Raw genomic sequence first — 24887 nt, 5'->3', positions numbered from 1 at the left:
CATGCTGACCATCCTCTACGCCATGATCTGCGCCGCCATCGCCCTGCGACTGGCAACCTTCAACCGCAACGGGGGAGACTATCGCCCCCTGCCGGCCCTGCTGGCATGGGTCATCACCGTCGCCGCCGGGTCCGTGCCGCTGCGCGTCTTGCTCGGTGTCATGCCAGCGCCAGATCCCGCTGCGGTGCTGCTGGCCGCCGTACTGCTCACCGCCCTGATCGGGTCGCGGGGATCCGTCATGCGCCTGCTGCCGCGCCGCCAGCAGCCAACCACCGCCCGCCACCTGAATGGGAGATTTCAGCCATGAGCCTGAAAAAAGGGGATACCGGCACCGCCGTGGCCGATCTGCAGCGCCGCCTCACCAAAGCCGGTTATCCGGTGGAGCCTGACGGCTGGTTTGGCGGGGCTACCGAACAGGCCCTGCTCGCCTTCCAGCAGGACCATATGATCGCCGCCATCGGTCAGGCTGGCCCCAGAACCATGGCCGCCTTGCTCGGCAGCGAACGCGGCAACCAGCTGACCATCAACCACATGCTGAGCGGGGCTGACCTGCTGGGCCTGCCGCTCGCCACCATGGCCACCGTTGCCCAGGTCGAAAGCATCGGCGAAGGCTTCACGCAAGACCAGCGCCCGGTGGTGCTGTTCGAGCGGCATGTGTTCTACAAGCAGCTCACCAAGCACCAGGGCAAAGCCACCGCCGACCAGATGGCCGCCAACTACCCCAACCTGGTCAACCCCAAGCGCGGCGGCTATGCGGGCGGTGCCGCCGAGTGGGAGAGGCTGCAACTCGCCATCAGCCTGCACCGGGAGGCGGCCATCGAGTCGGCCAGTTGGGGGATGTTCCAGATCATGGGCTTCCACTGGCAGGCGCTGGGCTTTGCCTCGGCCAGCGACTGGCAGGCCGCCATGCAGCGCAGCGAGGTGGACCACCTCACCGCCCTGTGCCATTTCATCCAGCAAGACGCCGCCATGCACAAGGCCCTGCTGGGTCGAAAGTGGGCCGACTTTGCCCGCCGCTACAACGGCCCGGCCTACAAAGAAAACGACTACGACACCAAGCTGGCCAAGGCATATGACCACTTTGCCAAGGTCTATCCGGTGAAGGAGGTGGCGGATGTGGCCTAACCTCCTGCGCTCCCCTCTCACCTGGTTGCTGATCGCCTTGGCCGTCGCCATGGGTGGCTGGGGCTGGTCGGCCACCTCGGCGGCGACCGCCCAAGGCCAGGTCACCACCCTGGAAAGCGACCTCAAGGCGGCCAACGACAAGGCCGTCGAGGCCGAGCGGCGGGAGAAGACCAAAGACAGGGCCATCGATACCCTCAACAGCGAGCTGGACGCCCAGGCAGAAGCCGCAGCCCAACTACAAAGCCAGCTCGGCGAACTGTCGATGACCGCCGCCACCCGCGCCGACACCATCAAGAGGCTCAAACGTGAAAATGCTGAACTTCGGACTTGGGCTGATAGCCCTCTGCCTGATCCTGTTATCAGGCTGCTCCAGCGCCCCGCCATCACCGGCGCCGCAGATTATCAGGCTCACCTGTCAGGGCCTGACCCCATGCCAACTGCCGCCGGCCAGCCCGGCCAATAACGGCGATCTGCTCGACCAGCTGACCCAGACCGAGGCGGCCTGGGCCAGCTGCGCCGCCAAGGTCGATAGCCTCATCACCTGCCAGCAACGCCACCAGAACGGGAGGGAGCATGGAAAAGCCAAAACAGATCCGTGAGGTGCTGACCCGCTGTGTGCCCCACCTCAAGACCAACCCCGACAAGCTGCACATCTTCATCGCCCCGGGCAATGTCGAAAGCACCGGCGCCCGCTCGCTCTCGTTCGAGTGGCAATACCCACTCACCATTGGCATTGAGGACTTTGCCGGCCACCCGGATCAGATCATGGTGCCGCTGCTGGCCTGGCTGCGCCAACATCAGCCTGAGCTGATGACCAACGACGAGCAGCGCAAGGAGAGCATCACCTTCGAGGCTGAATACCTCGCCAACGACCTGATGGATCTCATCATCACCGTCAAGCTGACAGAGCGGGTCAGGGTGTGGCAAAACGAGCAGGGCATTGGCTGGGAGCACCTGCCCGAGCCGCCGGAAGACCCTCATGACGGCATCACCTGGGAATTGTTCATCAACGGGGAATATCAGCCATGGCCACCGACGAACTGAGCCGCCTGACCAGTTGGGCCGATGGCTTGCTGGCCAGCATGGAGCCCGCCGCCCGCCGTCAGTTGGCGGGCGAAATGGCCCGCACCTTGCGCGCAAGCCAGGCCCAGCGGATCCGAGCCAACCTCCAGCCCGATGGCAGCCCTATGGCCCCGCGCAAGCCTCAGCCCAAGCTGAAAAAAAACCGGGGACGCCTGCGCCGCAAGATGTTCTTCAAGATCAGTAACCCTTCCTGGCTCAAGGCCCGCGCCAATGAACATCAAGCCGTAGTCGAGTTTGTCGGCACCGCCAACCGCCTCGCCACCATTCACCAATATGGCCTCAAAGACCGCATCAAGGGCCGCGAGATCTCATACCCAGCGCGGGAACTGCTCGGCATCACAGAACAAGAGCGTGACCAGCTAGAAACCACCCTGCTCGCCCACCTCACCAAAGGACTATAACCACCGCCGCCAGTGTGCCAGCGCCGTACACACTGGCCGCCCCTCGCCTTGCCCGCCATTGCCCAAAACAATGGCCCCATGCAACCGACCCCGACTGAACTCCAACGCCTGATAGACAACCTGATACGCATCGGCACCGTCACCGCCGTGCGATCAGGGGAATGTCGCGTCAAGACCGGCGACCTCATCACCAACTGGCGACCCTATGCTGCAGCACGGGCCGGGAAGAACCGCACCCGCCATCGCCTCTCCATCGGCGAGCAGGTGCTGTTGCTGTCGGTCAGCGGCGATCTACGCAATGCCTACATCGTCGGCCCCATCAACTGCATCGCCTTCCCAGAACCCTTGGCAGACGATGACAACCCGGATCTCGACCGCACCGAATACAGCGATGGCGCCGTCATCGAATACAACCCGGCCACCGGGACGCTCAATGCCACCGGCATCAAGACCGCCACCCTCTCGGCCTCCGTCACCGTCAAGCTCATCACCCCCCTGGTGGAATGCACCCAGGCGCTCAAGGTCGGTTCGACCATCGAGGCGGGCGGCAAGATCACTGCCCCCAGCGCCAAGATTGGCGGCATCGAGGTGACCACCCACAAGCACGGCAACGTCAGTACCGGCAGCGGCACCTCCGGGGGCCCGCAATGAACTGGCTCGGCATGAATTCAGCCACTGGCCGCGCCATCAGCGCCACCGACCACATTATCCAGTCGGTGCGCGACATCCTGATCACCCCGGTGGGTTCCCGGGTCATGCGCCGCGACTACGGCAGCGAGCTGTTCTACCTCATCGACCAGCCCCAGCATCAGGCCACTCGCCTGCGCCTGATGGCTGCCACCGTGCAGGCCCTTATCAACTGGGAACCCCGCATCACCATCACCCGGGTCGATGTGCTGGGCGGCGGCATGAATGGCGCCCTCACCGTCGAGCTCACCTGGCAGCGCAAGGACGGCGGCGCGCCGGAGTCTGCTTCTATCGCCATTCCCACAGGAGCCGCCAATTGAGCAACGTGGATTTGACCCAGCTCCCGCCGCCCTCGGTGGTGGAGCCTCTCGATTTCGAGACCATCCTGGCCGAGCGCAAGGCCACCCTGGTGAGCTACTACCCGGCAGACCAGCAAGCCGCCATCGCCGCCACCCTGGAACTCGAATCCGAGCCGCTCAACAAGCTGCTGCAAGAGAACGCCTATCGGGAGGTGGTACTGCGGGCCCGCATCAACGATGCCGCCAAGCAAACTCTGCTCGCCTTTGCCAGCGGCACCACCCTCGACCACGTGGTTGGTGAATACAACATCGCCCGCCTGCTGGTCACTCCGGGGGATCCGGCGGCCAATCCGCCTGTCGAGCCTGTCTATGAGTCGGATGACCGTCTGCGCATGCGCGGTCAGATGGCCTTTGAGGGGTTGACCACTGCGGGACCGGTCAATGCCTACAAGTTTCACGCCCTGTCGGCCAGTGCCGAGGTGGCGGATGTGGCCGTCGACAGCCCCTCCCCAGGTACCGTGCGGGTGACCCTGCTCTCCCCTGCCGGCCAACCCAGTGCCGACACCCTCAATCGGGTCAGCCAGGCGCTCTCGGCCGATGATGTGCGCCCCCTGTGCGATCTGGTGGCCGTCGAGCCCGCCCAGATCAAACCCTATGCCGTCGATGCCACCCTCAACGCCACCGGCCTTGGCAAAGAGCAGGCCATTGCGGCGGCCACTGCCGCCATGAACCAGACCGCTGCCGCCTATTACCGGGTCGGGGCCACCGTCCCGCTCTCGGCCATCTATGCCGCCCTGCACCAGCCGGGGATCGACAGCGTCACCCTGCGCGCACCGCTGGCAGATGTCACCTGCACGGCGCAGCAGGCCGCCAAACTCACCACCCTCCACCTCGATTAAGGACCAGACCATGGCAAACGCCCTCTATGACAAAGGCCGCGAGAAGTTTCTCACCGGCGCCATTAACGCCAGTGCCGACACCCTCAAGTGCGCGCTGATCAAAGACACCTACGCCCCTACCCTGGGCAGCGACGAGTTTTTCAGCACGCTCTCGTCCCACGTGGTCGGCACCCCGCAGACCCTGACCAGCAAGACAGTCACCGGCGGGGTGCTGGACGCCGCCGACGTCACCTTCAGTGCCGTGCCCACGGCGGCGGTGAAGTATTGCGCCATTTACAAAGACACCGGCAGCGCCGCGACCAGCCCGCTGATCGCCCTGTTCGACACGGCGGCGGGTCTGCCGGTCAGCACGAACGGCGGCGACATCATCATCGCCTGGGACCCCGGCGCCAATAAGATCTTCAAACTCTGATGGCAACCCTCTATCCCGTCTGGCGCGGGTCACTGACCTATCACGACGGCACCCTGTCATTCGACGGGGCGGCGATCTACCGGGGCACCCTGCCGGGTGACGATGACCCCGCGCCGGTCGCCATTGCCGGGGTCAGGGTCGGCCTGTCACCGGGCGGGATAGCGGCAGGGCAAATCGGTGGCATGGCGGCATTACAGCGCGCCAGGCCCACCGGGGTCAGTCAGTTTGCAGCAGGCACGGGCAAGCTGACCCACCGCACCGCACCCGGCGCCGTCGAGGCTGGCGCCAATGGCGCCCCGGACACCACAGCCAGGGCCAGCGTGGCGACTCTGGGCGACCTGCTCGCCATGGGGGCGGCCGAGATGTCCACCCAGATCACCTTGGCGGGACTCAGTGCGGGCGCACTGGGGGTGGCCACGGTCAGGGCCAGACTCGGGGCAGGCGGCATGCAGCCTGATGCCATCGAGGCGCCGACCTTGGGGCAACGCCTCGCTCCTGCAGGGGTTGATCTTGGTGCCCTGGGTAGCCACCGGGCCCGAGTGCGCCAGATAGTCGGCGCCCTGTCTGATGGTCAAAGTGGTGCCCAAAGGCTCAATGCCCGGCTGGCCCAGGCCGCGACCCCCTTCACTGGCGCAGTTGGGAGCCCCGTCGCCAAGTACGCACGGATCCTCTATCCGCTGGCCCAGGAGGTACCGCCACCCGGTCTGCCCGCCATCACCGCCGCACTGGTCCCGGCCTCGCTGCTGCCATCGGCGCCCTCGCCGATTGCCAGCACCACCCGCCTGACCACACGGGGCTTTGATGGCTGCACCTTCGGCGCGGCCAAGGTGCATCGCCTGCCCCTGCCATTGCCGACCACCCGGGATCTGCTGCCGCCCTCTGCCACCCGGCTGGAGCACCTCGCTGCTGCCACCCTGGCCAGCACAGTGACGCCGGAGGTGATCACCACCACCCGCTTTGCTGACACCTGCCCGGCCCCGCTGTTGCCCTGGCTCGCCTGGGCCAGGTCGGTGGATTGGTGGGATCTGGCCGAGTCAGAAGACCAGCAGCGAGCCCTCATCAGCGCCTCGTTCCGCCTGCATCAGCGCAAAGGCACCCCCTGGGCCATCAAGGAGGCGCTGGCCGTGCTGGGGTTTGGCGACAGCACCATCATCGAACGCGCTACGGGCCGCCGCTATGACGGCACGCTCGCATTCAACGGCAACGAACCCCACGGGGATCCGTCCCAGTGGGCTGTCTATCGCGTCATCCTCGCCCGCCCGGTCACCACCGTGCAGGCGAACCGCATCCGGCGCCTGCTGGCAGAGATGGCCCCGGCCCGCTGCCATCTGGCGGCCCTCGATTACACCCAGGCGCCCATAACCTACAACGGCGCCGCAACCTACAACGGCAACTACAACCACGGAGCCTCCTGATATGGCGAATTTACAAGAGGTGGTGAGCTGGGACGCAGGCGTCTATCAGCTCGAAACCAGCGACCCGGTGCTCGGTGGCCCGGGTGGCACATCCAACAAGCAGGCCCAGGCGCTGGCGAACCGCACCGCCTACCTGAAAAAGCACATGGATGACCTGGAAGGCGGCACCACCGCTGCGGGCAAGGCCAACAAGCTCACCACGGCGCGCACCATCGCCGTGGCCGGGGATGTGACCGGTCAGGCCTCGTTCGATGGCAGCGGCAACATCTCCATCATCGCCACCTATAAAAACTCCGGGGTCGTGGCGGGGACCTATCGCTCCGTCACCGTCGATGCCAAGGGCAACGTCACCGCCGGCAGCAACCCCACCACCTTGTCGGGCTATGGCATCACCGATGCCGTGCCCAGCAGCCAGAAGGGCGCCGCCAACGGGGTAGCGACCCTGGACAGTGGCGGCAAGGTGCCCGTCGCCCAGATCCCGGCCACCGCCATCACCGACACCTTTGTCGTCGGTACCCAGGCCGCCATGCTGGCCCTGACCGCTGAAATCGGTGATGTCGCGGTGCGCACCGACCTGAACAAGAGCTTCATCCTGCGGGTGGCGGGCGCCTCGACCCTGGCCAACTGGCAAGAACTGCTCACCCCCACCGACGCAGTGCAGTCGGTCGATGGTATGACCGGGGCAGTTGTTCTCCCCTCAGCAACCGAAGGGGGCAAGGGTAAGGCGCAGATCGCCACCCAGGCAGAGGTGAATGCCGGTACAGATGACACCAAATTCGTCACCGCCAAAAAACTGCTGGCATGGGTCAAACAGGCCACCGAAACCGTACTTGGCATGATGAAGGTGGCTACCCAGGTGCAAACCGATGCGGGTACCGCCGACGATGTCGCCATCACCCCGAAAAAACTCCGGTCGGGATTTTCCGTCTTGCTCGGGTCAGTAGGATATATCTGCTTACCAACGTGGATGGGCGGGATCATCATCCAATGGGGGACTGGGGTCGGTGCATCAACCTATGACTTCGGGATTTCCTTCCCCATTGCATTCCCAACCGCCTGCTGGGGCGCCACCGTGTCGTGCGACTACACCGCCGAATCAGGTAACGTCGGCTATGTGGCCTGCACAAAAGAAAGAACTAGACTGGTTTGCCGCTCCAGCGGAACCTATTCCACCAACTGGATCGCCATCGGCGCATAGCAAGGAGATCACAATGATCTATTTTTCAGCCTCCACCATGGGCTTTTATGACACTGACATCCACGCCAGCACCGCCATTCCGAAAGACGCCAAAGAGATCACCAAGGCTACCAGGGACAGCATGGTGAAAGGCCAAGCTAAAGCCATTTTGGCGGCCGATGACAATGGCTATCCAATATTAAGGGACCATCCATAATCAAGATCATTAGTTAGCTCTGCCTTCACCAGGGCTAACTATAAAAATAAATATTAATACACTAGTAGATTAATGTATAATGGAAAAATTTTAGCAATCGAGATCAAATGATGAATCGAGATATTGGCATAGATGTTCTGAGATTAATATCTGCATTTATGGTTGTGGGTATACATACGATCCCCCTATATGCTGGAACTGGAACTACGTCTGATTACATAAATATGCTGTTACAAGCAATTGTAAGATCTGGACTCCCAATATTTTTTATTATTTCAGGCGCTTTCCTATTAACGCATGAAGTAAAATCCATTTCAAAATGGTATATCACTAGATTCTCTTCTATTTTGATACCTTTTGTTTCCTATGCTTATATTCACTATGCCTGCGCTGGCGACCTAACTATATTCAGCACAGCTACATTGAAAGGTTTTAGCACTGCATTACTATCCAGCCAAACAAGTATATCAGTGCACTATTGGTTTATTTATGTGATGATTGGCCTTTACCTTTTAACTCCTGCGTTAAGCTCAATGATGCATGGAATGTCAGCGTTAGGAGCAAAAAGAGCATTCATACTAATAATGGTTCTCCATGCTGTAAGTTCAAACTATCAGATAGTGCAATACGCAACAAACATTCCCAATATATTTTTGGCACCGGAAATATACATCTGGATGCTTTATTTTATCTGTGGTGGTCTTTTGTTTAAGTGCAGAGAGCTGTTCTCATTCAACATGTCACTGTCAATGGTGGCGTTTGGTCTGTTGATGACAGCCGTATTGACGTGGTTAACTCCAAATAAATTTGGCTTTACATTCCAACAGTACGACGTGAATGCAACCATGCTAATATTCACCTCGGGTCTATTCTTGTTGTTTTCTAAGGAGTCATCTTTCTTTAGAGGATTAGGTGTGCGTACTGTAAATTTCATATCATTTTTTGGAAAAAAAACATACGGCATTTATCTGATCCATATACTTGTTCTCAGCCTAGTTATAAAACACATGCCAACCATTAGTGATATGATTGCTAGATATAACATGAACATATTCATGACTATTATTTGCTTTGCAATTTCATGTTTCTTTGCAACACTTATAGACATCCCACTAGAATATATAGTGAAGCGAATAAAACAAGTTACCAAATAATTAGCTAAGGTTACTTGATATAAACCAATGCAACCACCCCGCCCTGTGCGGGGGGGGGTTCGTGACTGCCGTCATCCGTCACCTTGTCACCGCTTCGCCAGTGTGTACGGCCCTCACACACTGGCCGCCGCTCGCCTGTCATCCCCTGCCCCTGCATCCTGACCCTGCTCGCATCACATGCATTACCTACGCACAGAATGCTCCGTCCGGACAACAGGAGAACCTATGGCACTGGACCAATTTCACCACGGCGTGCGCGTCGTGGAAGTCAACGAGGGCACGCGCACCATTCGCACCGTCGCCACGGCGGTGATCGGCATCATCTGCACCGGCAGCGATGCGGATGCCGCTTACTTCCCCCTCAACAAACCCGTGCTGATTGCCAACCTGCCGGCGGCCATCGCCAAGGCGGGCAGCACCGGCAACCTCAAGCGCTCGCTGCAAACCATCTATGACACCGTCAACACCATCGTCATCGCCGTGCGCGTGGCCGATGGAGCCGACGTGGCAGAGCTGACCAGCAACATCATCGGCACCATACTGCCGGATGGCAGCTATACCGGCCTCAAGGCGCTGGAGCGGGCCGCCCCGGCCACCGGCGTCAAGCCCCGCATCCTCTGCGTGCCGGACAACTGCACCCTGCCCATCGCCACTGCCCTGGCGGGTGCGGCCAAGAAGCTGCGCGCCTTCGCCTATGTGCCAACCATTGCCGACACCGTCGAGGCGGCGCTCGCCTACCGCGAGAACTTCTCCAGCCGCGAACTGATGCCGATCCACGGCGACTGGACCGCCTGGGACACTACCGCCAATGCCAGTATCAAACTGGATGCCTGCCTCAAAGCGGCCGCCATGCGGGCATTCATCGACAAAGAAATTGGCTGGCACAAGACCCTGTCCAACGTCGGCGTGACCGGGGTCGACGGCATGACCAAGGCCCTGTTCTGGGATCTGCAAGACCCCGATACCGAGGTCGGCCTGCTCAACGCCAACGAGATCACCGCCCTCATCCGGGCAGGCGGCTTCCGCTACTGGGGCAACCGGACCTGTTCCGATGATCCCCTGTTCCAGTTCGAGAACTACACCCGCACCGCCCAGATCCTGGCCGACACCATGGCCGAGGCGCACATGTGGGCCAACGACAAGCCGCTCACCCCCACCCTGGTGAAAGACATCATCGAGGGCATCAAGGCCAAGGGTCGCGAACTGGTGGCGGGCGGTTACCTGCTCGGCTTTGACTGCTGGTACAACGAGGAGCTCAACGACAAAGACACCCTCAAGGCCGGCAAGCTGCGCATCGATTACAACTACACGCCGATGCCACCGCTCGAAGACCTCGGCTTCATCCAGCGCATCACCGACACCTACCTCATCGACTTCGGCGCCCGCGTCGCGGCCGCAGCATAAGGAGCCACCATGGCACTGCCGAAAAAAGTCAAACAGCTCAACATCTTCACAGATGGCACCAACTGGATTGGCGAAGCGGAAGAATTCACCTTTGCCAAGCTCTCCCGCAAGTTCGAGGCCTATCGCGGCGGCGGCATGGGCGGCGCCGTCAACATCGACATGGGGCTCGATGACAGCGCCCTCGATACCTCCTTCACCATGGGCGGCTACAGCGCCGAGATCCTGGGCAAGATGGGCAATGGCAAGATCGACGGTGTCGCCCTTCGCTTTGCCGGTTCCATCCAGCGGGATGATGTCGTCGGTGTGCAGGCCGTAGAAGTGTTCACCCGAGGTCGTTTCAAAGAGATCGACTGGGGCACTGCCAAGGTCGGCGATAACAGCCAGGCCAAGGTCAGCATGGTCAACACCTACTACAAAGTGACCATTGACGGGGCCGTCATCCACGAAATCGACCTGCTCAACATGATCGAGATCGGCCCCGATGGCGTCGACCGTATGGCCGAACACCGCAAGGCCATCGGCCTCTAACCCACCCAAAAACCCAACGGGCGGCCCACAGCCGCCCTCACCACATATCTAGGAACCAACACAATGGAAAACAAGACCGTTACCCTCGACCAAGTCATCCAGCGCGGCGATACCACCATCACCGAGGTCCAACTGCGCAAGCCCAAGGCGGGTGAAATGCGCGGCCTCAATATGACCGATGTGGTGCAGATGGACGTCAACGCCCTCACCAAACTGCTGCCCCGCATCACCACCCCGATCCTGACCGAACTCGAAATTGGCAACATGGATCCAGCCGACCTGATGCAGTTGGGCAGTGAGGTAAGTGCTTTTTTGGTACCGAAGAGAATGGCCTACCTCATTGCGTAGACGAGGTGATGGCCGATCTGGCCATCATCGCCCACTGGCCGCCGTCCGAGATGGCGGCCATGGAGATCAGCGAGCTGATGGGCTGGCACCAAAACCTCGTTGAGACCCACAACCGCATCAACGGGGCAACAGAGCAATGAACCCTCTCAAACTTCAAATCCTGCTCGGGGCGGTCGACAAGTTGACCGCCCCCCTCAAGGCAGCCAGCGGCCAGAGCCGCATCACCGCCAAAGACCTGGTCGAGACGAAAAAACGCATCAAGGAGCTGGAAACCCAGAGCGGCCAGATTGACGGCTATCGCACCCTGGGCCAACAGATTGGCGCCACCCGCGCCCAACTCACAGCAGCCCAGCGCGATGCCCAGCAGATGGCCCAGCAGTTTGCCAAGGTCGAGCAGCCGACCAAGGCCATGACCCGCGCCATGGAGCAGGCCAAGCAGAAGGTGCGCGACCTCTCCCAACAAGAGCGGGAAATGGTCGCCCGTCACGGCAGCCTGAAACGGGCCCTGGGCGAGGCAGGCATCAACACCAAGCAGCTCGGCGAACACCAGCGCCGCCTCAAGACCGATCTGGCTTCCGCCAATACCCAGCTCGACCAGCAGCGCGCCAAGCTGGGCCAACTGGCCGACCAGCAAAAGCGCCTCAACCAGGTCAAGGCCAGCTATGACAAGACCATGTCCATGCGCGGCACCATGGCGGGCTATGGCGCCGCAGGCATGGCAACCGGTGCCGCGGCTATCTACAAGGGCACCAACATCGCCAGCAAGGCCATGGGCTTTGATGTCGATATGTCCAAGGTGCAGGCGATAACCCGGCTGGACAAAGGCAACGGCGAACTGGCCGCCTTGCGGGCTCAGGCGCGGGAGCTGGGCGCCAATACCGCCTTCACGGCGGGCGAAGCGGCGCAGGGCCAGGGCTTCCTCGCCATGGCTGGCTTTACCCCCAAGGCGATCCGCGATGCCATGCCGGGTGTACTCGACATCGCCAAGGCGGGTGGCGTCGAGATTGCCGCCGCAGCGGATATCGGATCCAACATCCTGACCGGCTTCAAGCTGCCAGCAAACCAGATGAACCGGCTCGGGGATGTAATGGTCGGCACCTTCACTCGCGCCAACGTCGACTTGCAGATGCTGGGTGAAACCATGAAGTACGTGGGCCCGGTGGCGGCCGGCCTCGGCGTCGATCTTGAAACAGCCTCCGCCATGGCGGGCAAGCTGGGGGATGCTGGCATCCAAGGGAGCATGGGCGGTACCGCCATGCGGGCCATTCTCGGCCGCCTGGCGGCGCCTCCCAAGGCCGCACACGACGCGCTCGCCGCCCTGAACGTGAAGACCGCCGATGCGGCCGGTAACCTGCGCGCCCTGCCCGATATTCTCGACGAGCTCTACAAGAAGACCAGCAAGATGGGGGATACCACCCGCTCGGGCTACTTCAAGGCCATCGCCGGTGAGGAAGCCTTCGCCGCCCTGGCCGTACTGACCGAACAGGCGGGATCCGGCAAGCTGCAAGAGCTCATCGCCACCTTGAAGCAAACCCAGGGGGAAGCCGGCAAGGTCGCCAAGGTCATGGCAGATAACGCCATTGGTGACCTGGATAACCTAACCTCCGCGTGGGATGACGTGGGCATCCAGATGATGGAGACCGAGAACGGCCCGATGCGCGGGATCATCCAGCGCGTCACCGAGATAATCCAGGTCACCGGTGACTGGATGCGGGCCAACCCTGAACTCACCTCCACCCTGACCCGTATCGCTGCCGTCACCGCCGTGGCAGCTGCCGCCGGCGGGTCACTGCTGCTGATCGTGGCTGGGCTGCTGGGTCCGCTGGCGGCCATCAAGATGGGGATGTCGATGCTGCTGGTCTATGGGAGCCCCCTGCTGACCTTCATCAAGGCGCTGACCATGGGCATGGTCAGACTCGGCATTGCCATGCTCACCAACCCCATAGGCTGGTTCATCATGGGCATTGTGGCCATCGCCGCCGGGGCTTACCTGCTCTACAAGAACTGGGACGGCGTCGCCGCATGGTTCGGCGGATTGTGGGCGCAGTGCCAGGCCCCTGCGCTCGCCTTCTGGGAGCTCCTGAAAGAGCTCTTCTCATGGACGCCTATCGGCATGCTGATCATGCACTGGGGCGAGATCTGGGCCTTCTTCGATACCCTGCCAGCCGGGGCGGCCAACAAGGGCAAGGCCATCATCGACGGCCTGATTGGTGGCATCACTGCGAAGTGGGAGAGCCTGAAAGCCAAGATAAAAACCCTCACCGACCTGCTGCCGGACTGGATGAAAGGGGGTGGTTCGGTCACGGCCAACGTCAACCCGTCAGGCTACCTCACCGGAAACTACAACACCCCGGCCATGGCCGGGGGATCCGGTTACGGCCCGCGCATCGTGACGCCGCCGCGCCCGGTCGCCAGAGGCAACACCACCACCCAGATCAGCGCACCGATCCACATCGTCCAGCAACCCGGGCAATCCGGCACGGATGTGGCGCAAGAGGTTCGCCGCGAACTGGACAGACGCGAACGGCAGGCCGCTGCCAATGGCCGCGCCTCCCTGACCGATCGCAATTAAGGAGCAACCACCATGATGATGACCCTGGGCTGGTTCGTGTTTATGCGCTCGACCGTGGCCCCCCTCTCACAACAAGACGAACGTGCATGGCGCCATCCGGGCAATAACCGGATTGGTGCTCGCCCGGCTTACCAGTTCGTCGGCCCGGATGACGAAACCAGCACCCTGAGCGGGGTGCTGCTGCCCGAGGTGACTGGCGGCCCTGTCTCCCTCGACATGCTCAACCAGATGGGCGACAGCGGCCAAGCCTTCCCGCTGATCCAGGGGGATGGCGCCATGCGTGGGTCATTCGTGATAGAGGGTATCAGCACCACCCGCAGCGAGTTTTTCAGCGATGGCACCGCCCGCAAAATCGAGTTCACCATCAAGCTCAAGCGGGTAGATGACAACGACAGATCTCTTGTCCAAACCCTGCTGGGACGCACCGCGGGCAACCTCTTCGGCCGCCTGGGTCTGGGCAAGCTGGTCGGCAGTATCGGCAACAAGCTCGGGGGGCTTCTTTGATGGGGGAATTCGACCAGTTCGGCACGCGATTGGCAGAGAATTTGGGGCTGACCAATCCGCTCGACGCCTTGCGCCTAGGCCACCCGGTACCGGCTTACCAGGTGCTGGTCGATGGCAAAGACATCTCGGCCACCATCAGGCCGCGCCTGATGTCGATGACCATCACCGACAACCGGGGCTTCACCGCCGACACCATCGAGATCACCCTCGATGACAGCGACGGTCAGCTCGATATGCCACGCCGGGGCGCCACTCTGCGCGCCCTCATCGGTTGGCAAGGCCAGGCCCTGGTCGACAAGGGCACCTACAAGATCGACGAGGTGGAGCACGGCGGGGCCCCGGATGTGCTCACCATACGGGGCAAGTCAGCCGACCTGCGCGGCGGCATGAACAAACTGCGTGAGCAAAGTTGGCACCAGACCACCGTCAGCGGCATCGTCGATCAGGTCGCCGCCCGCTACCAGCTCACGCCCTGCGTGGGTGACTCACTCAAGGGCCAGCTGATCGACCACATCGACCAGGCCAACGAGAGCGATCTCGCCTTCCTCACCCGCCTGGCTGGTCAGTGCGATGGCATCGCCACCGTCAAGAATGGCCGCCTGCTGTTTATCAAGGCAGGCCAGGGAACCACCGCCAGCGGTCAGCCTCTGCCGGCCATCACCATCACCCGTCGGGATGGCGATCAACACCGCTTCTCAGTGGCTGACCGGGATGCCTACACCGGCGTGACCGCCTACTGGCAAGACAACAAGGAGGCGGAAAAGAAGAAAGTCGAGGTGAAGCGCAAGAAGAAGGCCAAGCCGAAGCAGGAACGGCCATTGCCGCCTGGGGTCGTGGTCAACAAGAAAGAAAACGAGCTGCTGGTCGGCAGCAGCGAGAACGTCAAAGAGCTGCGCCATGTTTACGCCAACCAGAGCAACGCTATGCGGGCCGCCCGTGCGGAGTGGGAGCGGATCCAGCGCGGGGTCGCCGAGTTCGACATCACCTTGGCCAAGGGGCGCCCCGAGCTCTACCCGGAACAACCAACCACCGTCAGGGGATTCAAACCTGATATAGACGCCGCCCCCTGGTTGCTCACCCAGGTGGTGCACGACCTCACCAATCAGGGCTACACCAACCGCGTACAACTCGAAGTGAAGCTGGAAGAGCTGCCAGAATGAAAAATGGCGGCAGAGCCTAAGCTCTGCCGCCACTTCGTCGCCATCATCAAAATAAAAAATGATAACGCACTGATTTAAATGAGATAAACAAACTCAATTTAGTCGAGATGGTTGTAGTTAAGGTGTGACATCCGATGGGGTTCCCGCGCTGCGCGGACTCCGGTAGCAACTGAGTTCAGCCGCCAGAATGTCATACATGTCGCTGATCGAGTCAACCTTGTTCGCGTCAAACTGTGCCTGCAGATGGGCCTTGAGACGGGCCGGATCCGGCATCCGCTCTCCGCAGTAACGCTTGTTGGACTGTTTGACCCGCTCGCCGGCCCGGCTGCTCAGCGCCCGCTCGGCGAAGGTCTCGCCAAACTGGGCCTTGGCCTGCTTGTCCCCCAGCATCAGGGCGCTGTCGACCACCCCGTTGAGGTAGGCAGAGCAGCCGGCCGAGGCCGCATCCTGCTGGCAATCCTGCAGACTGCCAGCCCAGGCCGTCTGGCTCAGCACCAGCAAGGTCAGCCATCCTAGTCTTTTCATAACCCCTCCGTGCTTTGGTCGGCCTCCCGGTTCGGGAGCGCCATGCGCAGGGCGAGATAACCGACGATCGCCGCCAGGGTCGATCCCACCAGGATCCCGAGGCGCGAATAGCTGCCGTAATCCAACCCGCCGTGCTCGAAGGCCAGCGAGGCGATGAACATCGACATGGTAAAGCCGATGCCACACAGGATGCTGACCGCGAAGATCTGTTTGAAATTGACCCCGTTGGGCAATTGGGCAATGCCGAGCTTCACCGCCAGCCAGCTGATGGTAAACACCCCGAGCGGCTTGCCGATGAACAGTCCCAGCATGATGCCGAGCGGCACCGGGCTCAGCAGGGCGGAGAGACCGATCCCCTCCAGCGACACTCCGGCATTGGCAAAGGCGAACAGCGGCAGGATCAGGTAGGCACTCCAGGGATGCAGGGCATGCTCCAGCTGCTTGAGCGGCGAGGCATAACGCTTGCCGTTGAGCGGGATCATGAAGCCCACGATGACCCCGGCCAGGGTCGCATGGACGCCCGACTTCAGCACCGCCACCCAGAGCACCAGCCCCACCAGCATGTAGAGGCTGATCCGATCCTCACCGCGGCGGTTCATCCACAGCAGGGTCAGGGTCGCCAGGATGCCGATCGCCAGCGCCGTCAGCGACAACTGCTGGGTGTAGAACAGCGCGATGATGATGATGACGCCCAGGTCATCCATGATGGCCAGCGCCAGCAGGAACACCTTGAGGCTGACCGGCACCCGCTTGCCCAGCAGCGCCATCACCCCGAGGGCGAAGGCGATGTCGGTGGCGGCGGGAATGGCCCAGCCGGCGCGCGCCACTTCATCCGAGTAGTTGAAGAAGGCATAGATGAGCGCGGGCGCCAGCATGCCGCCCACCGCGGCGATGGCCGGGAAGGTAGCCTGCACCCGGGAAGAGAGGGCCCCTTCCAGCATCTCGCGCTTCACCTCGAGGCCGACCAGCAGGAAGAAGACGGCCATGAAGCCATCGTTGATCCAGAGCAGCAGCGGCTTGTTGATGTCGAGGGCGGCGATGCGCACCTGCACCTGGGTATCGAGGAAGGCCTGATAGCTGCCGGCCAGGCCGCTGTTGGCCAGGATCATCGCCAGCATGGCCGCCATGATCAGAATTATTCCGGAGGCGGCCTCCAGCTTGAGGAACTTTTTGATTACGTCGCTCATGGTTAAATTATCCACAGTATTACTTTGTTTTGAGTCTATATCCCATAACAATTAATGGAAAATCGTTTCTTACTGCGAAATACAACGAGAAAACCGAAAGAAAAATCAAACATGTCTGCTATAAGCAGGTTTTCTCCCATACGGATATCACTCGAAGATCAGTCATCAGAGTGAATACTCCTTGGTTTTTATGCATAAAAAAGGCGCCTCATGGGCGCCTTTCACATCAGATGGCGACGGGCGCCTTGATGCCGGGATGGGGGTCGTAACCCTCAATCTCGAAATCCTCGAACTTGTAATCGAAGATGGAGTCCGGCTTGCGCTTGATCACCAGGGTCGGCAGCGGGCGCGGCTCGCGGGAGAGCTGCAGTGCGGTCTGCTCCATGTGGTTGGAATAGAGGTGCACGTCACCACCGGTCCAGACGAAGTCGCCTACTTCCAGGTCACACTGCTGGGCCATCATGTGGGTCAGCAGGGCGTAGCTGGCGATGTTGAACGGCAGGCCGAGGAACACGTCACAGCTGCGCTGGTAGAGCTGGCAGGAGAGCTTGCCGTCGGCCACGTAGAACTGGAAGAAGGCGTGGCAGGGAGCCAGCGCCATCTTGTCCAGTTCGCCCACGTTCCAGGCGGAGACGATGATGCGGCGCGAATCCGGATTGTGCTTGATGTCGTCTACCGCCTTCTGGATCTGATCGATGACAGACCCGTCAGCCGCCGGCCAAGAGCGCCACTGGGCGCCATACACCGGCCCCAGATCACCGTTCTCGTCGGCCCATTCGTCCCAGATGCTGACGCCGTGCTCTTTCAGATAGGCGGTGTTGGTATCGCCATTGAGGAACCACAGCAGCTCGTGAATGATGGAGCGCAGGTGGCACTTCTTGGTGGTGACCAGCGGGAAGCCTTCCGCCAAATTGAAGCGCATCTGATGGCCGAACAGAGAGACGGTGCCGGTACCGGTACGGTCGGATTTGACGGTCCCTTCATCGAGGATCTTCTGCATCAGGTCGAGATAGGCTCGCATTACTTTGCCTCCTTGACGCTGTTACCGAACAGCTGCGGGCGCTTGTAGGCAACCCAGATCATCAGGGCACCGATAATGATCATCGGGGTGGAGAGGATCTGACCCATGCTGATCTCCTGGAAGTAGAGACCGAGCTGGCTGTCCGGCTGGCGCACGAACTCCACCAGGAAGCGGAACAGGCCGTAGAACAGCAGGAACATGCCGGAGATGGCGCCACGGGGCGGGTTCTTGCGCCAGAACAGGTTGAGGATGATGAACAGTACCACCCCTTCCAGCGCGAACTGATAGAGCTGGGACGGATGACGCGGCTCGGGACCTGCCTCCGGGAAGATGATGGCCCAGGGCACATCGGTGACCCGGCCCCACAGCTCGCCATTGAGGAAGTTGCCGATGCGACCGACACCGAGGCCGAACGGAATGAGCGGTGCCACGAAGTCAGCCACGGTGAAGAAGTGGCGATTGGTCTTGTGGGCAAACCAGACCATGGCGGTAATGACCCCGATCAGGCCGCCGTGGAACGACATACCGCCGGTCCAGATCTTGAACAGGTAGAGAGGATCGGCCAGGAACATGTCGAAGTTGTAGAACAGCACATAACCGACCCGGCCACCCAGGATCACCCCGAGGAAGCCGTAAAACAGCAGGTCCGAGACCTCGTTGCGGGTCCAGCCACTGTTCGGCGCATCCGCGCGGCGCCCCGCCAGCCACATGGCAAAGGCGAAACCAAACAGGTACATGAGACCATACCAGCGTACCGATAGTGGTCCCAAACTGAATGCTACGGGATCAATCTGCGAGAAAACCCAATATCCATCGTGCTGCATATGCGGCCCCAGTCATAAGAAAAGCCGCATTTTCCGATCATTCGTCAGCAGGGACAAGGCATGATTATCAATCAGTCTGTTTCGTTTTGTGACCGGCGCGCAGCAAACCGCCCAGGCCGTGCTCTTCCAGATAGCGGGCAAACAGGCCGCGCAGCACATGCGGGTTGTCGTGCTTGAGGCCATCCGTCAGCAGCACCGTCAGTTCGCTCAGGGTGGACTGACACAGCACGTACTTGATGCGGGCGATGTTGTGGGTGTTCATGCTGAAGCGGCGATAGCCCATGGCCAACAGCAGCAGCACCCCGACCGGATCACCGGCCAGCTCACCACACACCGACACCGGCTTCTGGTAACGATGGGAGGCATCGACCAGCAGCTGCAGGGCGCGGATCACCGCCGGATGGAAGGCATCGTAGATGTTGGCGACCCTGGCGTTGTTGCGATCCACCGCCAACAGGTACTGGGTCAGATCGTTGCTGCCCACCGACCAGAAATCGATGAGCGGCGCCATTTCGGGCAGGATATAGAGGGCGGAAGGCACCTCGATCATCACCCCCAGGCTCGGATAGCGGATCACAGCTTCCCGGCTGGCCGCCTCTTCCGACACTTCTCGCCAGGCCTGATCCAGCAGGCGGCGGGAAGCCTTGATTTCGCTGACGCTGCTGATCATCGGCAGCATGATGGCCAGATTGTCCAGCCCTTCGCTGGCCCGCAGCATCGCCTTGAGCTGCACCAGGAACAGTTCGGGGTGATCCAGGGTGAGCCGGATCCCCCGCCAGCCAAGGAAGGGATTTTCCTCGACGATGGGGAAATAGGGCAGCTGCTTGTCGCCGCCCACGTCCAGGGTGCGCATGCAGACCGGCCGGTTGCGGTAGGTCTCGAGAATGCCGCGATAACGGGCGGTTTGCTCCCACTCGGAGGGGAAGCTGTCCTGCAGCATGAAGGGGATTTCGGTACGATAGAGGCCGACCCCGTCCGCCAGCTGATTGAGGGATATTTCGGTGTCGGCACTGAGCCCGGCGTTGAGCAGCAGGGAGACAGGCACACCGTCGGCCGTCTCGGAGGGCTGGTTGTCGACGCTGCGCACCAGGGTATCGAGTGCCCGCTCCTCGCTCAGCAGCTGGCGGTATTCGGTCAGGATCACCTGATTGGGTTCGATGAAGAGATCGCCGCTGTAGCCATCGACCACCAGCATGCGACCGCCGATGTCGCCGAGCGGCAGATCCACCCCCATGATGGCCGCCACCCCCATGGCGCGAGCCAGAATGGCGGCGTGGGAGTTGGTGCCCCCCTTGAGCGACACTACCCCGGTCAGAAACTCGCGGGGGACTTCAGCCAGGATGGTGGCCGTCACCTCGTCGGCCACCAGCACCACAGGCTCACCGATGGCGATATGCTCTGGCTCGTTTTGCACCAGCCGGCTGATGAGCCGCTGGGCGATGTCCTTCACATCGGTGGAGCGCTCCTGCAGGTAGGGATCCTTCATCCCCTTGAACTGATCGATCAGCCGGTCACTGATGAGCTTAACCGCCGAGACGGCCGTCCAGTGCTCCTTGCTCACCTTGTTGCGAATGGGCTTGATGTAGCCGGGATCGTTCAGCAGATGCAGGTAGATATCGAAGATCGCCACCGAGTCCTGGCTGTAGCTCTCGCGAAACCGCAGTGCCAGGCTCTCCAGATCATGGCGCACCTCCTCCACCGCCACATTCAGCCGCTCCAGCTGTCTGGCGTGATCCTCATCCTTGCGCGGGGTGATGGAGTTGAGCTCCTTGCGCGGCCGCCACACCCAGGCCTTGGCCATGGCGATGCCGCTGGCACCGGCAATGCCACGCAGCGGTTTGCTCCAGTCGGTCTTCTGCAGCCAGCCCTTGGCCTGGGCCTGGGCAATCCGGGCCGCCAGCTGGGCCGCCAGGGTCACCATGAAGGACTCTTCCCCCTCATCGAAGAGGCGGCTCTCCTTCTGTTGCACCACCAGAATGCCCACCACCTGACGCTGATGCATGATGGGGGCGCCGAGGAAGGAGCGAAACGCCTCTTCTGCCACATCGGGCAGGAACTTGAAGCTGGGATGGGAGGGGGCATCGGCCAGGTTGATCAGCTCTTCCCGCTGACCCACCAGACCGACAATGCCCTGCTCGAACGGCAGGGTGGCCTTGCCCACCGCCGACTCGGCCAGACCATCGGTCGCGGCCAGTCGGTAGCGGCGCATCTCGGGTTCTGAGACATAAACGGAACAGCAGTCCACCATCATGGCCAGCCGGGTCTGGCTGACCAGTGCCTGCAAGGCCAGCTCGAGGGTATTGGCCTCGGCCATGCTTTCGACGATGCGTCTGAGTTCCGTTAACAACTAATCTGTGCTCCTTAACGGGGGCGATTGCGCCGCCCATCCTTCTTGTTGACCTGAACTGCCGGCACCGGCATCGCCAGCGGGGCAAACTCCTTCATTACCCGTCGATAGACTTCCCGCTTGAAGGAGACGACCTGACGGACCGGATACCAGAAGCTGACCCAACGCCAGTCATCAAACTCGGGATGACCATGACAGCCGAACTGGATCCTGGACTCCCTGCCCGGATCCAGCTGCAGCAAGAACCATTTTTGTTTTTGGCCAATACAGACCGGTGAACTGTCCCAACGAACGAGGCGTTTGGGCAAGCGGTACTTCAGCCAGTTGCGACTGGTGGCCATGATGGTCACATCTTCGGGCTTGAGGCCTATCTCCTCATACAGCTCACGATACATGGCCTGCTCCGGCGTCTCACCATCATCAACCCCTCCCTGCGGAAACTGCCAGGAGTGCTGCCCATAGCGCTTAGCCCACAATACTTGTCCGTCACGGTTACAGATCACGATTCCGACATTGGGACGAAACCCGTCGCCATCTATCACGTGATCACCTTATAAAGGCTGAATCTATAAGGGGATTGTTCCACATTCACCTCGTGGCAGCAAACAGGGACTGCGATCCCCCACTCATGAATAACTTTCAATTTCAAGCCGACTTATAAACAAATCCAAGGATCAACCGAGCCAAGTTGCCCACCCAGACTGTGCATAAGCCTGTGAGCAAGCAGGTATATACAGTAGTTTCATTTATCTGATCCAAACCAGGCGACAGCATACCCCATGTTGATAAAAACAGAATATGTATTTAAATACATGAAGTTAAACAATCAATGCTGGATCAAGATCCATGTCTTTCACGGCCGGCGATCCGGGATCTCGATTGTGAACAAGTTCGACTGTTCAAAGATCCACCATGGCTATTTTATCCACAGGAGTGGCACACTATCTGCTCTGGAATCGCCGTTGAAATCGGTGCTGTTTCACATTTTTTTGTAACAATGAGCCAACTATTAGCTCTTGCCAGCAGTTATCCAAGATTTCTGTGGATAACTGTGTGCAACAGCGCGAGCAAACCCTTGGACAACTATTTCGAGCCTGGATCCTGCCGGTCAATGACCGACGGCATAGAGACAAATTCGTTTAAAATCATTATGATAAGCACTTACTCACAAAACAGCCCCCCCTGTGCATACCCCTGCCAGGATCGGTTATAAAAACAGCGATCCTCAGCGAGGATCAGAGTTGCTAGAATAATCCCCCTTTGCAGGAGTGACCCATGCCCACCAACCCCCAGTCAGAGCAGGAATTGCTGGCCCGCGCCTATGCCATGGCGGGCTTCACGCTGGCCCAGCTGGCCGCCACGGCCGACATCGCCGTGCCGGCGGATCTGCGTCGTGACAAGGGTTGGGTTGGTCAGCTTATCGAGTGGCAGCTGGGGGCCAGCGCCGGCAGCAAGCCCGAACAGGATTTCCCGGATCTTGGCATCGAACTCAAGACGATCCCCATCGATCCTCAGGGCAAACCGCTGGAGACCACCTTCGTCTGCGTGGCACCGCTGATCGGTGTCAGCGGCCAGCAGTGGGAACAGTCCAATGTGCGCAACAAGCTCTCCCGCGTGCTCTGGATCCCGGTGGAGGGCAGCCGCGAGATCCCCATCGGTGAGCGCCGGATCGGCATGCCGCTGTTGTGGAGTCCAAATGAAGAGGAAGAGCGGCTGCTGCGCCAGGACTGGGAAGAACTGATGGACATGATAGTGCTGGGAGAGGTGGAGCAGATCAGCGCCCGCCACGGCCAGGTGCTACAACTGCGTCCCAAGGCGGCCAACAACAAGGCTCTGACCCGGGCCATCGGCCGCAATGGCCAACCGATCATGACCCTGCCGCGCGGCTTTTACCTCAAGATAAGCTTTACCCACGGGCTGCTGCAGCGCCACTTTGCCCTGCCCGCTTGATCTCTGTTATCAACATCTTTGTCATAAAGTGATATAAAAATAGCCAGCAGCTATTTCTTCGCAATCAGGACAAGGAGGCGTCATGCCGATCAACAAGCAATTTCTCAAGTCCCGCCCCGAGGTCAAGGTGACCTTTGCCGTGGAAAAAGAGGCCGCAGGAGAGGCCGAGCAGGTGCTGTTGCTGGGGGAGTTCAGCCAGTGGCAACCCATCGAGCTCAAGCGGATGAAGAGCGGTGAGTTCAAGACCACCCTCAATCTGCCGACCGACGGTCCCGCTCATTTCGAGTATTGCTACCAGCTGGTGCAACCCAACGGGGAAACCCACTACGACAATGACTGGGCGGCGGATGACTACGTGCCCGGTCCCTTCGGACGGGACAACTCGGTGGTGCGGGTCAGCCAGCCTGATTGAGCCGGCATACCCGAAAGCGGATACAAAAAAGGCTCGCCATTGGCGAGCCTTTTCACTACCTGTCGAGCTTTTCGCCGACATACCGACACCAATTCGAATCGAATTAGTTGAGCTTCTCTTTGATACGAGCAGCTTTGCCGGACAGGTTGCGCAGGTAGTACAGTTTGGCGCGGCGAACATCACCACGACGCTTCAGTTCTACACTGTGGATCAGCGGAGAGTGAGTCTGGAATACACGCTCAACACCTTCGCCGTTGGAGATCTTGCGAACGGTGAAAGCAGAGTGCAGACCGCGGTTACGCTTGGCAATAACGATGCCTTCGAAAGCCTGCAGACGCTCTTTACCACCTTCTTTAACACGAACTTGAACACGTACGGTGTCGCCCTGGGCAAAAGCCGGGATGTCGGTACGCAGTTGCTCTTGTTCAAGCTGCTGAATAATCTTGCTCATTGTCTTTCCTTACCTAGGATAAACTGAAAACTCTACTTAACGCTGTCACGCACTTCGCGGACATACTCGGCAAGAAGTGATTCTTGCTCGTCAGTCAGAGCTAGGTTGTTAATAAGTTCCGGCCTTCTCTGCCAGGTTCGTCCGAGCGATTGCTTGAGCCGCCAGCGCCGAATCACTTCGTGATTGCCGCTTGTCAGCGCCTCTGGCACCGCCAATCCATCCAACAACTCCGGCCGAGTGTAGTGGGGATGATCCAGCAGGCCATCCGTGAAGGAGTCCTGCTCGGCACTGGCCTGATCGCCCAAAACCCCAGGGACCAGACGCGAAACCGCATCGATCAGGGTCATGGCAGGCAACTCGCCACCACTTAACACGTAATCCCCGATAGACCACTCTTCGTCGACTTCGGTTTGTATCACGCGTTCATCGATACCTTCGTATCGACCGGCAACCAGAATCAGTTTCTGATTCGTCGCCAACTCGGTCACGCCCGCTTGAGTCAGCTTGCGTCCCTGAGGAGAGAGATAGATGACTTTCGCCCCGTCTCCCGCCGCTTGCTTGGCTGCATGAATCGCGTCACGCAGCGGCTGAACCATCATTAACATGCCGGGCCCACCACCATAAGGACGATCATCGACCGTACGGTGTTTGTCGTGGGTAAAGTCCCGGGGGTTCCAGCACTCAATCTGCAGCAGGCCACTCTTGACGGCCCGACCCGTTACCCCGTGCTCGGTAATGGCTCGGAACATTTCAGGGAAGAGGCTAATCACCCCAATCCACATAAG

Annotated in this window: 31 protein-coding genes; 23 read left to right on the top strand and 8 right to left on the bottom strand. The window is 60.5% G+C overall.

Translation table 11 applies throughout. From position 1 onward, the window contains the following. Position 1: 1 nt before the first annotated feature. The 21 genes from E5E97_RS07700 to E5E97_RS07605 all read left to right on the top strand — a co-directional run bounded on the left by E5E97_RS07700 (position 2) and on the right by E5E97_RS07605 (position 15385). Positions 2-307, top strand: a complete 306-nt coding sequence (locus E5E97_RS07700) for a phage holin family protein (RefSeq protein WP_171280096.1) — start codon at positions 2-4, stop codon at positions 305-307. Continuing rightward, positions 304-1125 carry an N-acetylmuramidase family protein gene (locus E5E97_RS07695; protein WP_171280095.1) on the top strand — a complete coding sequence of 274 codons (822 nt, stop codon included), beginning with the start codon at positions 304-306 and terminating at the stop codon, positions 1123-1125. Before E5E97_RS07700 ends, E5E97_RS07695 begins: the two co-directional genes overlap by 4 nt. Continuing rightward, entirely contained in the window at positions 1115-1588 is a 474-nt protein-coding gene (gene lysB, locus E5E97_RS23475) for an Rz-like lysis system protein LysB (protein ID WP_171280094.1), read from the top strand. The genes E5E97_RS07695 and lysB overlap by 11 nt, the downstream gene beginning before the upstream one ends. Beyond that, positions 1473-1724 (top strand): Rz1-like lysis system protein LysC, encoded by a 252-nt coding sequence (lysC, locus tag E5E97_RS23415; RefSeq protein WP_253265155.1) that lies wholly within the window; start codon positions 1473-1475, stop codon positions 1722-1724. Before lysB ends, lysC begins: the two co-directional genes overlap by 116 nt. Further along, positions 1699-2169, top strand: a complete 471-nt coding sequence (locus tag E5E97_RS07685; RefSeq protein WP_171280093.1) for a phage tail protein — start codon at positions 1699-1701, stop codon at positions 2167-2169. The genes lysC and E5E97_RS07685 overlap by 26 nt, the downstream gene beginning before the upstream one ends. After that, positions 2151-2609 carry a phage virion morphogenesis protein gene (locus E5E97_RS07680; RefSeq protein ID WP_171280092.1) on the top strand — a complete coding sequence of 153 codons (459 nt, stop codon included), beginning with the start codon at positions 2151-2153 and terminating at the stop codon, positions 2607-2609. The genes E5E97_RS07685 and E5E97_RS07680 overlap by 19 nt, the downstream gene beginning before the upstream one ends. Before the next feature lie 78 nt (positions 2610-2687). Continuing rightward, positions 2688-3260, top strand: a complete 573-nt coding sequence (locus tag E5E97_RS07675) for a phage baseplate assembly protein V (protein WP_171280091.1) — start codon at positions 2688-2690, stop codon at positions 3258-3260. Then, on the top strand, positions 3257-3616 hold the full coding sequence (locus E5E97_RS07670) for a GPW/gp25 family protein (RefSeq protein ID WP_171280090.1): 360 nt from the start codon (positions 3257-3259) through the stop codon (positions 3614-3616). The genes E5E97_RS07675 and E5E97_RS07670 overlap by 4 nt, the downstream gene beginning before the upstream one ends. A gap of 5 nt (positions 3617-3621) precedes the next feature. Beyond that, positions 3622-4494 (top strand): baseplate J/gp47 family protein, encoded by an 873-nt coding sequence (locus tag E5E97_RS07665; RefSeq protein WP_253265154.1) that lies wholly within the window; start codon positions 3622-3624, stop codon positions 4492-4494. A 10-nt stretch (positions 4495-4504) separates the two neighbouring features. Continuing rightward, positions 4505-4906, top strand: coding sequence for a hypothetical protein (locus E5E97_RS07660; RefSeq protein WP_171280088.1), 402 nt, complete (start codon positions 4505-4507; stop codon positions 4904-4906). After that, positions 4906-6321 carry a phage tail protein I gene (locus tag E5E97_RS07655; protein ID WP_171280087.1) on the top strand — a complete coding sequence of 472 codons (1416 nt, stop codon included), beginning with the start codon at positions 4906-4908 and terminating at the stop codon, positions 6319-6321. The genes E5E97_RS07660 and E5E97_RS07655 overlap by 1 nt, the downstream gene beginning before the upstream one ends. 1 nt (position 6322) lies before the next feature. Further along, the gene (locus E5E97_RS07650; RefSeq protein WP_171280086.1) at positions 6323-7519 is read left to right on the top strand and encodes a phage tail protein; all 1197 of its coding nucleotides are present in this window, start codon (positions 6323-6325) and stop codon (positions 7517-7519) included. Positions 7520-7532: 13 nt separating this feature from the next. After that, entirely contained in the window at positions 7533-7715 is a 183-nt protein-coding gene (locus E5E97_RS07645) for a hypothetical protein (protein ID WP_171280085.1), read from the top strand. Positions 7716-7822: 107 nt separating this feature from the next. Then, a complete protein-coding gene (locus E5E97_RS07640) occupies positions 7823-8869 on the top strand; it encodes an acyltransferase (protein WP_171280084.1) in 1047 nt (348 codons plus the stop codon). Positions 8870-9100: 231 nt separating this feature from the next. Further along, on the top strand, positions 9101-10273 hold the full coding sequence (locus E5E97_RS07635) for a phage tail sheath protein (RefSeq protein WP_216368143.1): 1173 nt from the start codon (positions 9101-9103) through the stop codon (positions 10271-10273). Positions 10274-10282: 9 nt separating this feature from the next. Beyond that, positions 10283-10801, top strand: a complete 519-nt coding sequence (locus tag E5E97_RS07630) for a phage major tail tube protein (protein ID WP_171280082.1) — start codon at positions 10283-10285, stop codon at positions 10799-10801. Positions 10802-10864: 63 nt separating this feature from the next. Beyond that, positions 10865-11149, top strand: coding sequence for a phage tail assembly protein (locus E5E97_RS07625; RefSeq protein ID WP_171280081.1), 285 nt, complete (start codon positions 10865-10867; stop codon positions 11147-11149). An 8-nt stretch (positions 11150-11157) separates the two neighbouring features. Then, positions 11158-11289: a GpE family phage tail protein gene (locus E5E97_RS07620; RefSeq protein WP_029306174.1), complete on the top strand. Its 132-nt coding sequence runs from the start codon at positions 11158-11160 to the stop codon at positions 11287-11289. Continuing rightward, entirely contained in the window at positions 11286-13721 is a 2436-nt protein-coding gene (locus E5E97_RS07615; protein WP_171280080.1) for a phage tail tape measure protein, read from the top strand. Before E5E97_RS07620 ends, E5E97_RS07615 begins: the two co-directional genes overlap by 4 nt. Positions 13722-13733: 12 nt before the next feature. Beyond that, positions 13734-14225, top strand: coding sequence for a phage tail protein (locus tag E5E97_RS07610; protein WP_171280079.1), 492 nt, complete (start codon positions 13734-13736; stop codon positions 14223-14225). Beyond that, positions 14225-15385, top strand: coding sequence for a phage late control D family protein (locus E5E97_RS07605; RefSeq protein WP_171280078.1), 1161 nt, complete (start codon positions 14225-14227; stop codon positions 15383-15385). The genes E5E97_RS07610 and E5E97_RS07605 overlap by 1 nt, the downstream gene beginning before the upstream one ends. A 117-nt stretch (positions 15386-15502) precedes the next feature. Here the strand turns inward: E5E97_RS07605 and E5E97_RS07600 are convergent, their stop codons facing one another. The 6 genes from E5E97_RS07600 to rppH form a co-directional block, all read right to left on the bottom strand. Next, the gene (locus tag E5E97_RS07600) at positions 15503-15910 is read right to left on the bottom strand and encodes a hypothetical protein (RefSeq protein ID WP_118881929.1); all 408 of its coding nucleotides are present in this window, start codon (positions 15908-15910) and stop codon (positions 15503-15505) included. Further along, a complete protein-coding gene (gene nhaA / locus E5E97_RS07595) occupies positions 15907-17097 on the bottom strand; it encodes a Na+/H+ antiporter NhaA (RefSeq protein ID WP_024944573.1) in 1191 nt (396 codons plus the stop codon). The genes E5E97_RS07600 and nhaA overlap by 4 nt, the downstream gene beginning before the upstream one ends. Positions 17098-17323: 226 nt before the next feature. After that, entirely contained in the window at positions 17324-18118 is a 795-nt protein-coding gene (gene thyA, locus E5E97_RS07590) for a thymidylate synthase (RefSeq protein ID WP_118881930.1), read from the bottom strand. Then, on the bottom strand, positions 18118-18942 hold the full coding sequence (gene lgt, locus E5E97_RS07585; protein WP_011704636.1) for a prolipoprotein diacylglyceryl transferase: 825 nt from the start codon (positions 18940-18942) through the stop codon (positions 18118-18120). Before lgt ends, thyA begins: the two co-directional genes overlap by 1 nt. A 67-nt stretch (positions 18943-19009) precedes the next feature. Beyond that, positions 19010-21289 carry a phosphoenolpyruvate--protein phosphotransferase gene (gene ptsP, locus E5E97_RS07580; RefSeq protein ID WP_076361506.1) on the bottom strand — a complete coding sequence of 760 codons (2280 nt, stop codon included), beginning with the start codon at positions 21287-21289 and terminating at the stop codon, positions 19010-19012. 14 nt (positions 21290-21303) lie between these two features. Then, a complete protein-coding gene (rppH, locus tag E5E97_RS07575) occupies positions 21304-21831 on the bottom strand; it encodes an RNA pyrophosphohydrolase (RefSeq protein ID WP_011704634.1) in 528 nt (175 codons plus the stop codon). A gap of 733 nt (positions 21832-22564) precedes the next feature. Here rppH and mutH point away from each other — a divergent pair. Together mutH and E5E97_RS07565 are read left to right on the top strand one after the other, a co-directional pair. Further along, a complete protein-coding gene (gene mutH / locus E5E97_RS07570) occupies positions 22565-23239 on the top strand; it encodes a DNA mismatch repair endonuclease MutH (protein WP_118881932.1) in 675 nt (224 codons plus the stop codon). An 82-nt stretch (positions 23240-23321) separates the two neighbouring features. Beyond that, positions 23322-23651 (top strand): isoamylase early set domain-containing protein, encoded by a 330-nt coding sequence (locus tag E5E97_RS07565; protein WP_118881933.1) that lies wholly within the window; start codon positions 23322-23324, stop codon positions 23649-23651. A 103-nt stretch (positions 23652-23754) separates the two neighbouring features. On the opposite strand, the gene rplS is transcribed toward E5E97_RS07565, so the two are convergent. Beyond that, the gene (gene rplS, locus E5E97_RS07560) at positions 23755-24102 is read right to left on the bottom strand and encodes a 50S ribosomal protein L19 (RefSeq protein WP_005313505.1); all 348 of its coding nucleotides are present in this window, start codon (positions 24100-24102) and stop codon (positions 23755-23757) included. Between the two features lie 32 nt (positions 24103-24134). Further along, complete coding sequence (gene trmD, locus E5E97_RS07555; RefSeq protein WP_011704631.1) at positions 24135-24884, bottom strand: tRNA (guanosine(37)-N1)-methyltransferase TrmD; 750 nt, start codon at positions 24882-24884, stop codon at positions 24135-24137. Positions 24885-24887: the final 3 nt, after the last annotated feature.

The sequence above is a fragment of the Aeromonas sp. 2692-1 genome (genome assembly GCF_013085505.1).
Lineage (GTDB): Bacteria > Pseudomonadota > Gammaproteobacteria > Enterobacterales > Aeromonadaceae > Aeromonas > Aeromonas hydrophila.
This window is presented reverse-complemented; position numbering and strand designations above follow the sequence as displayed.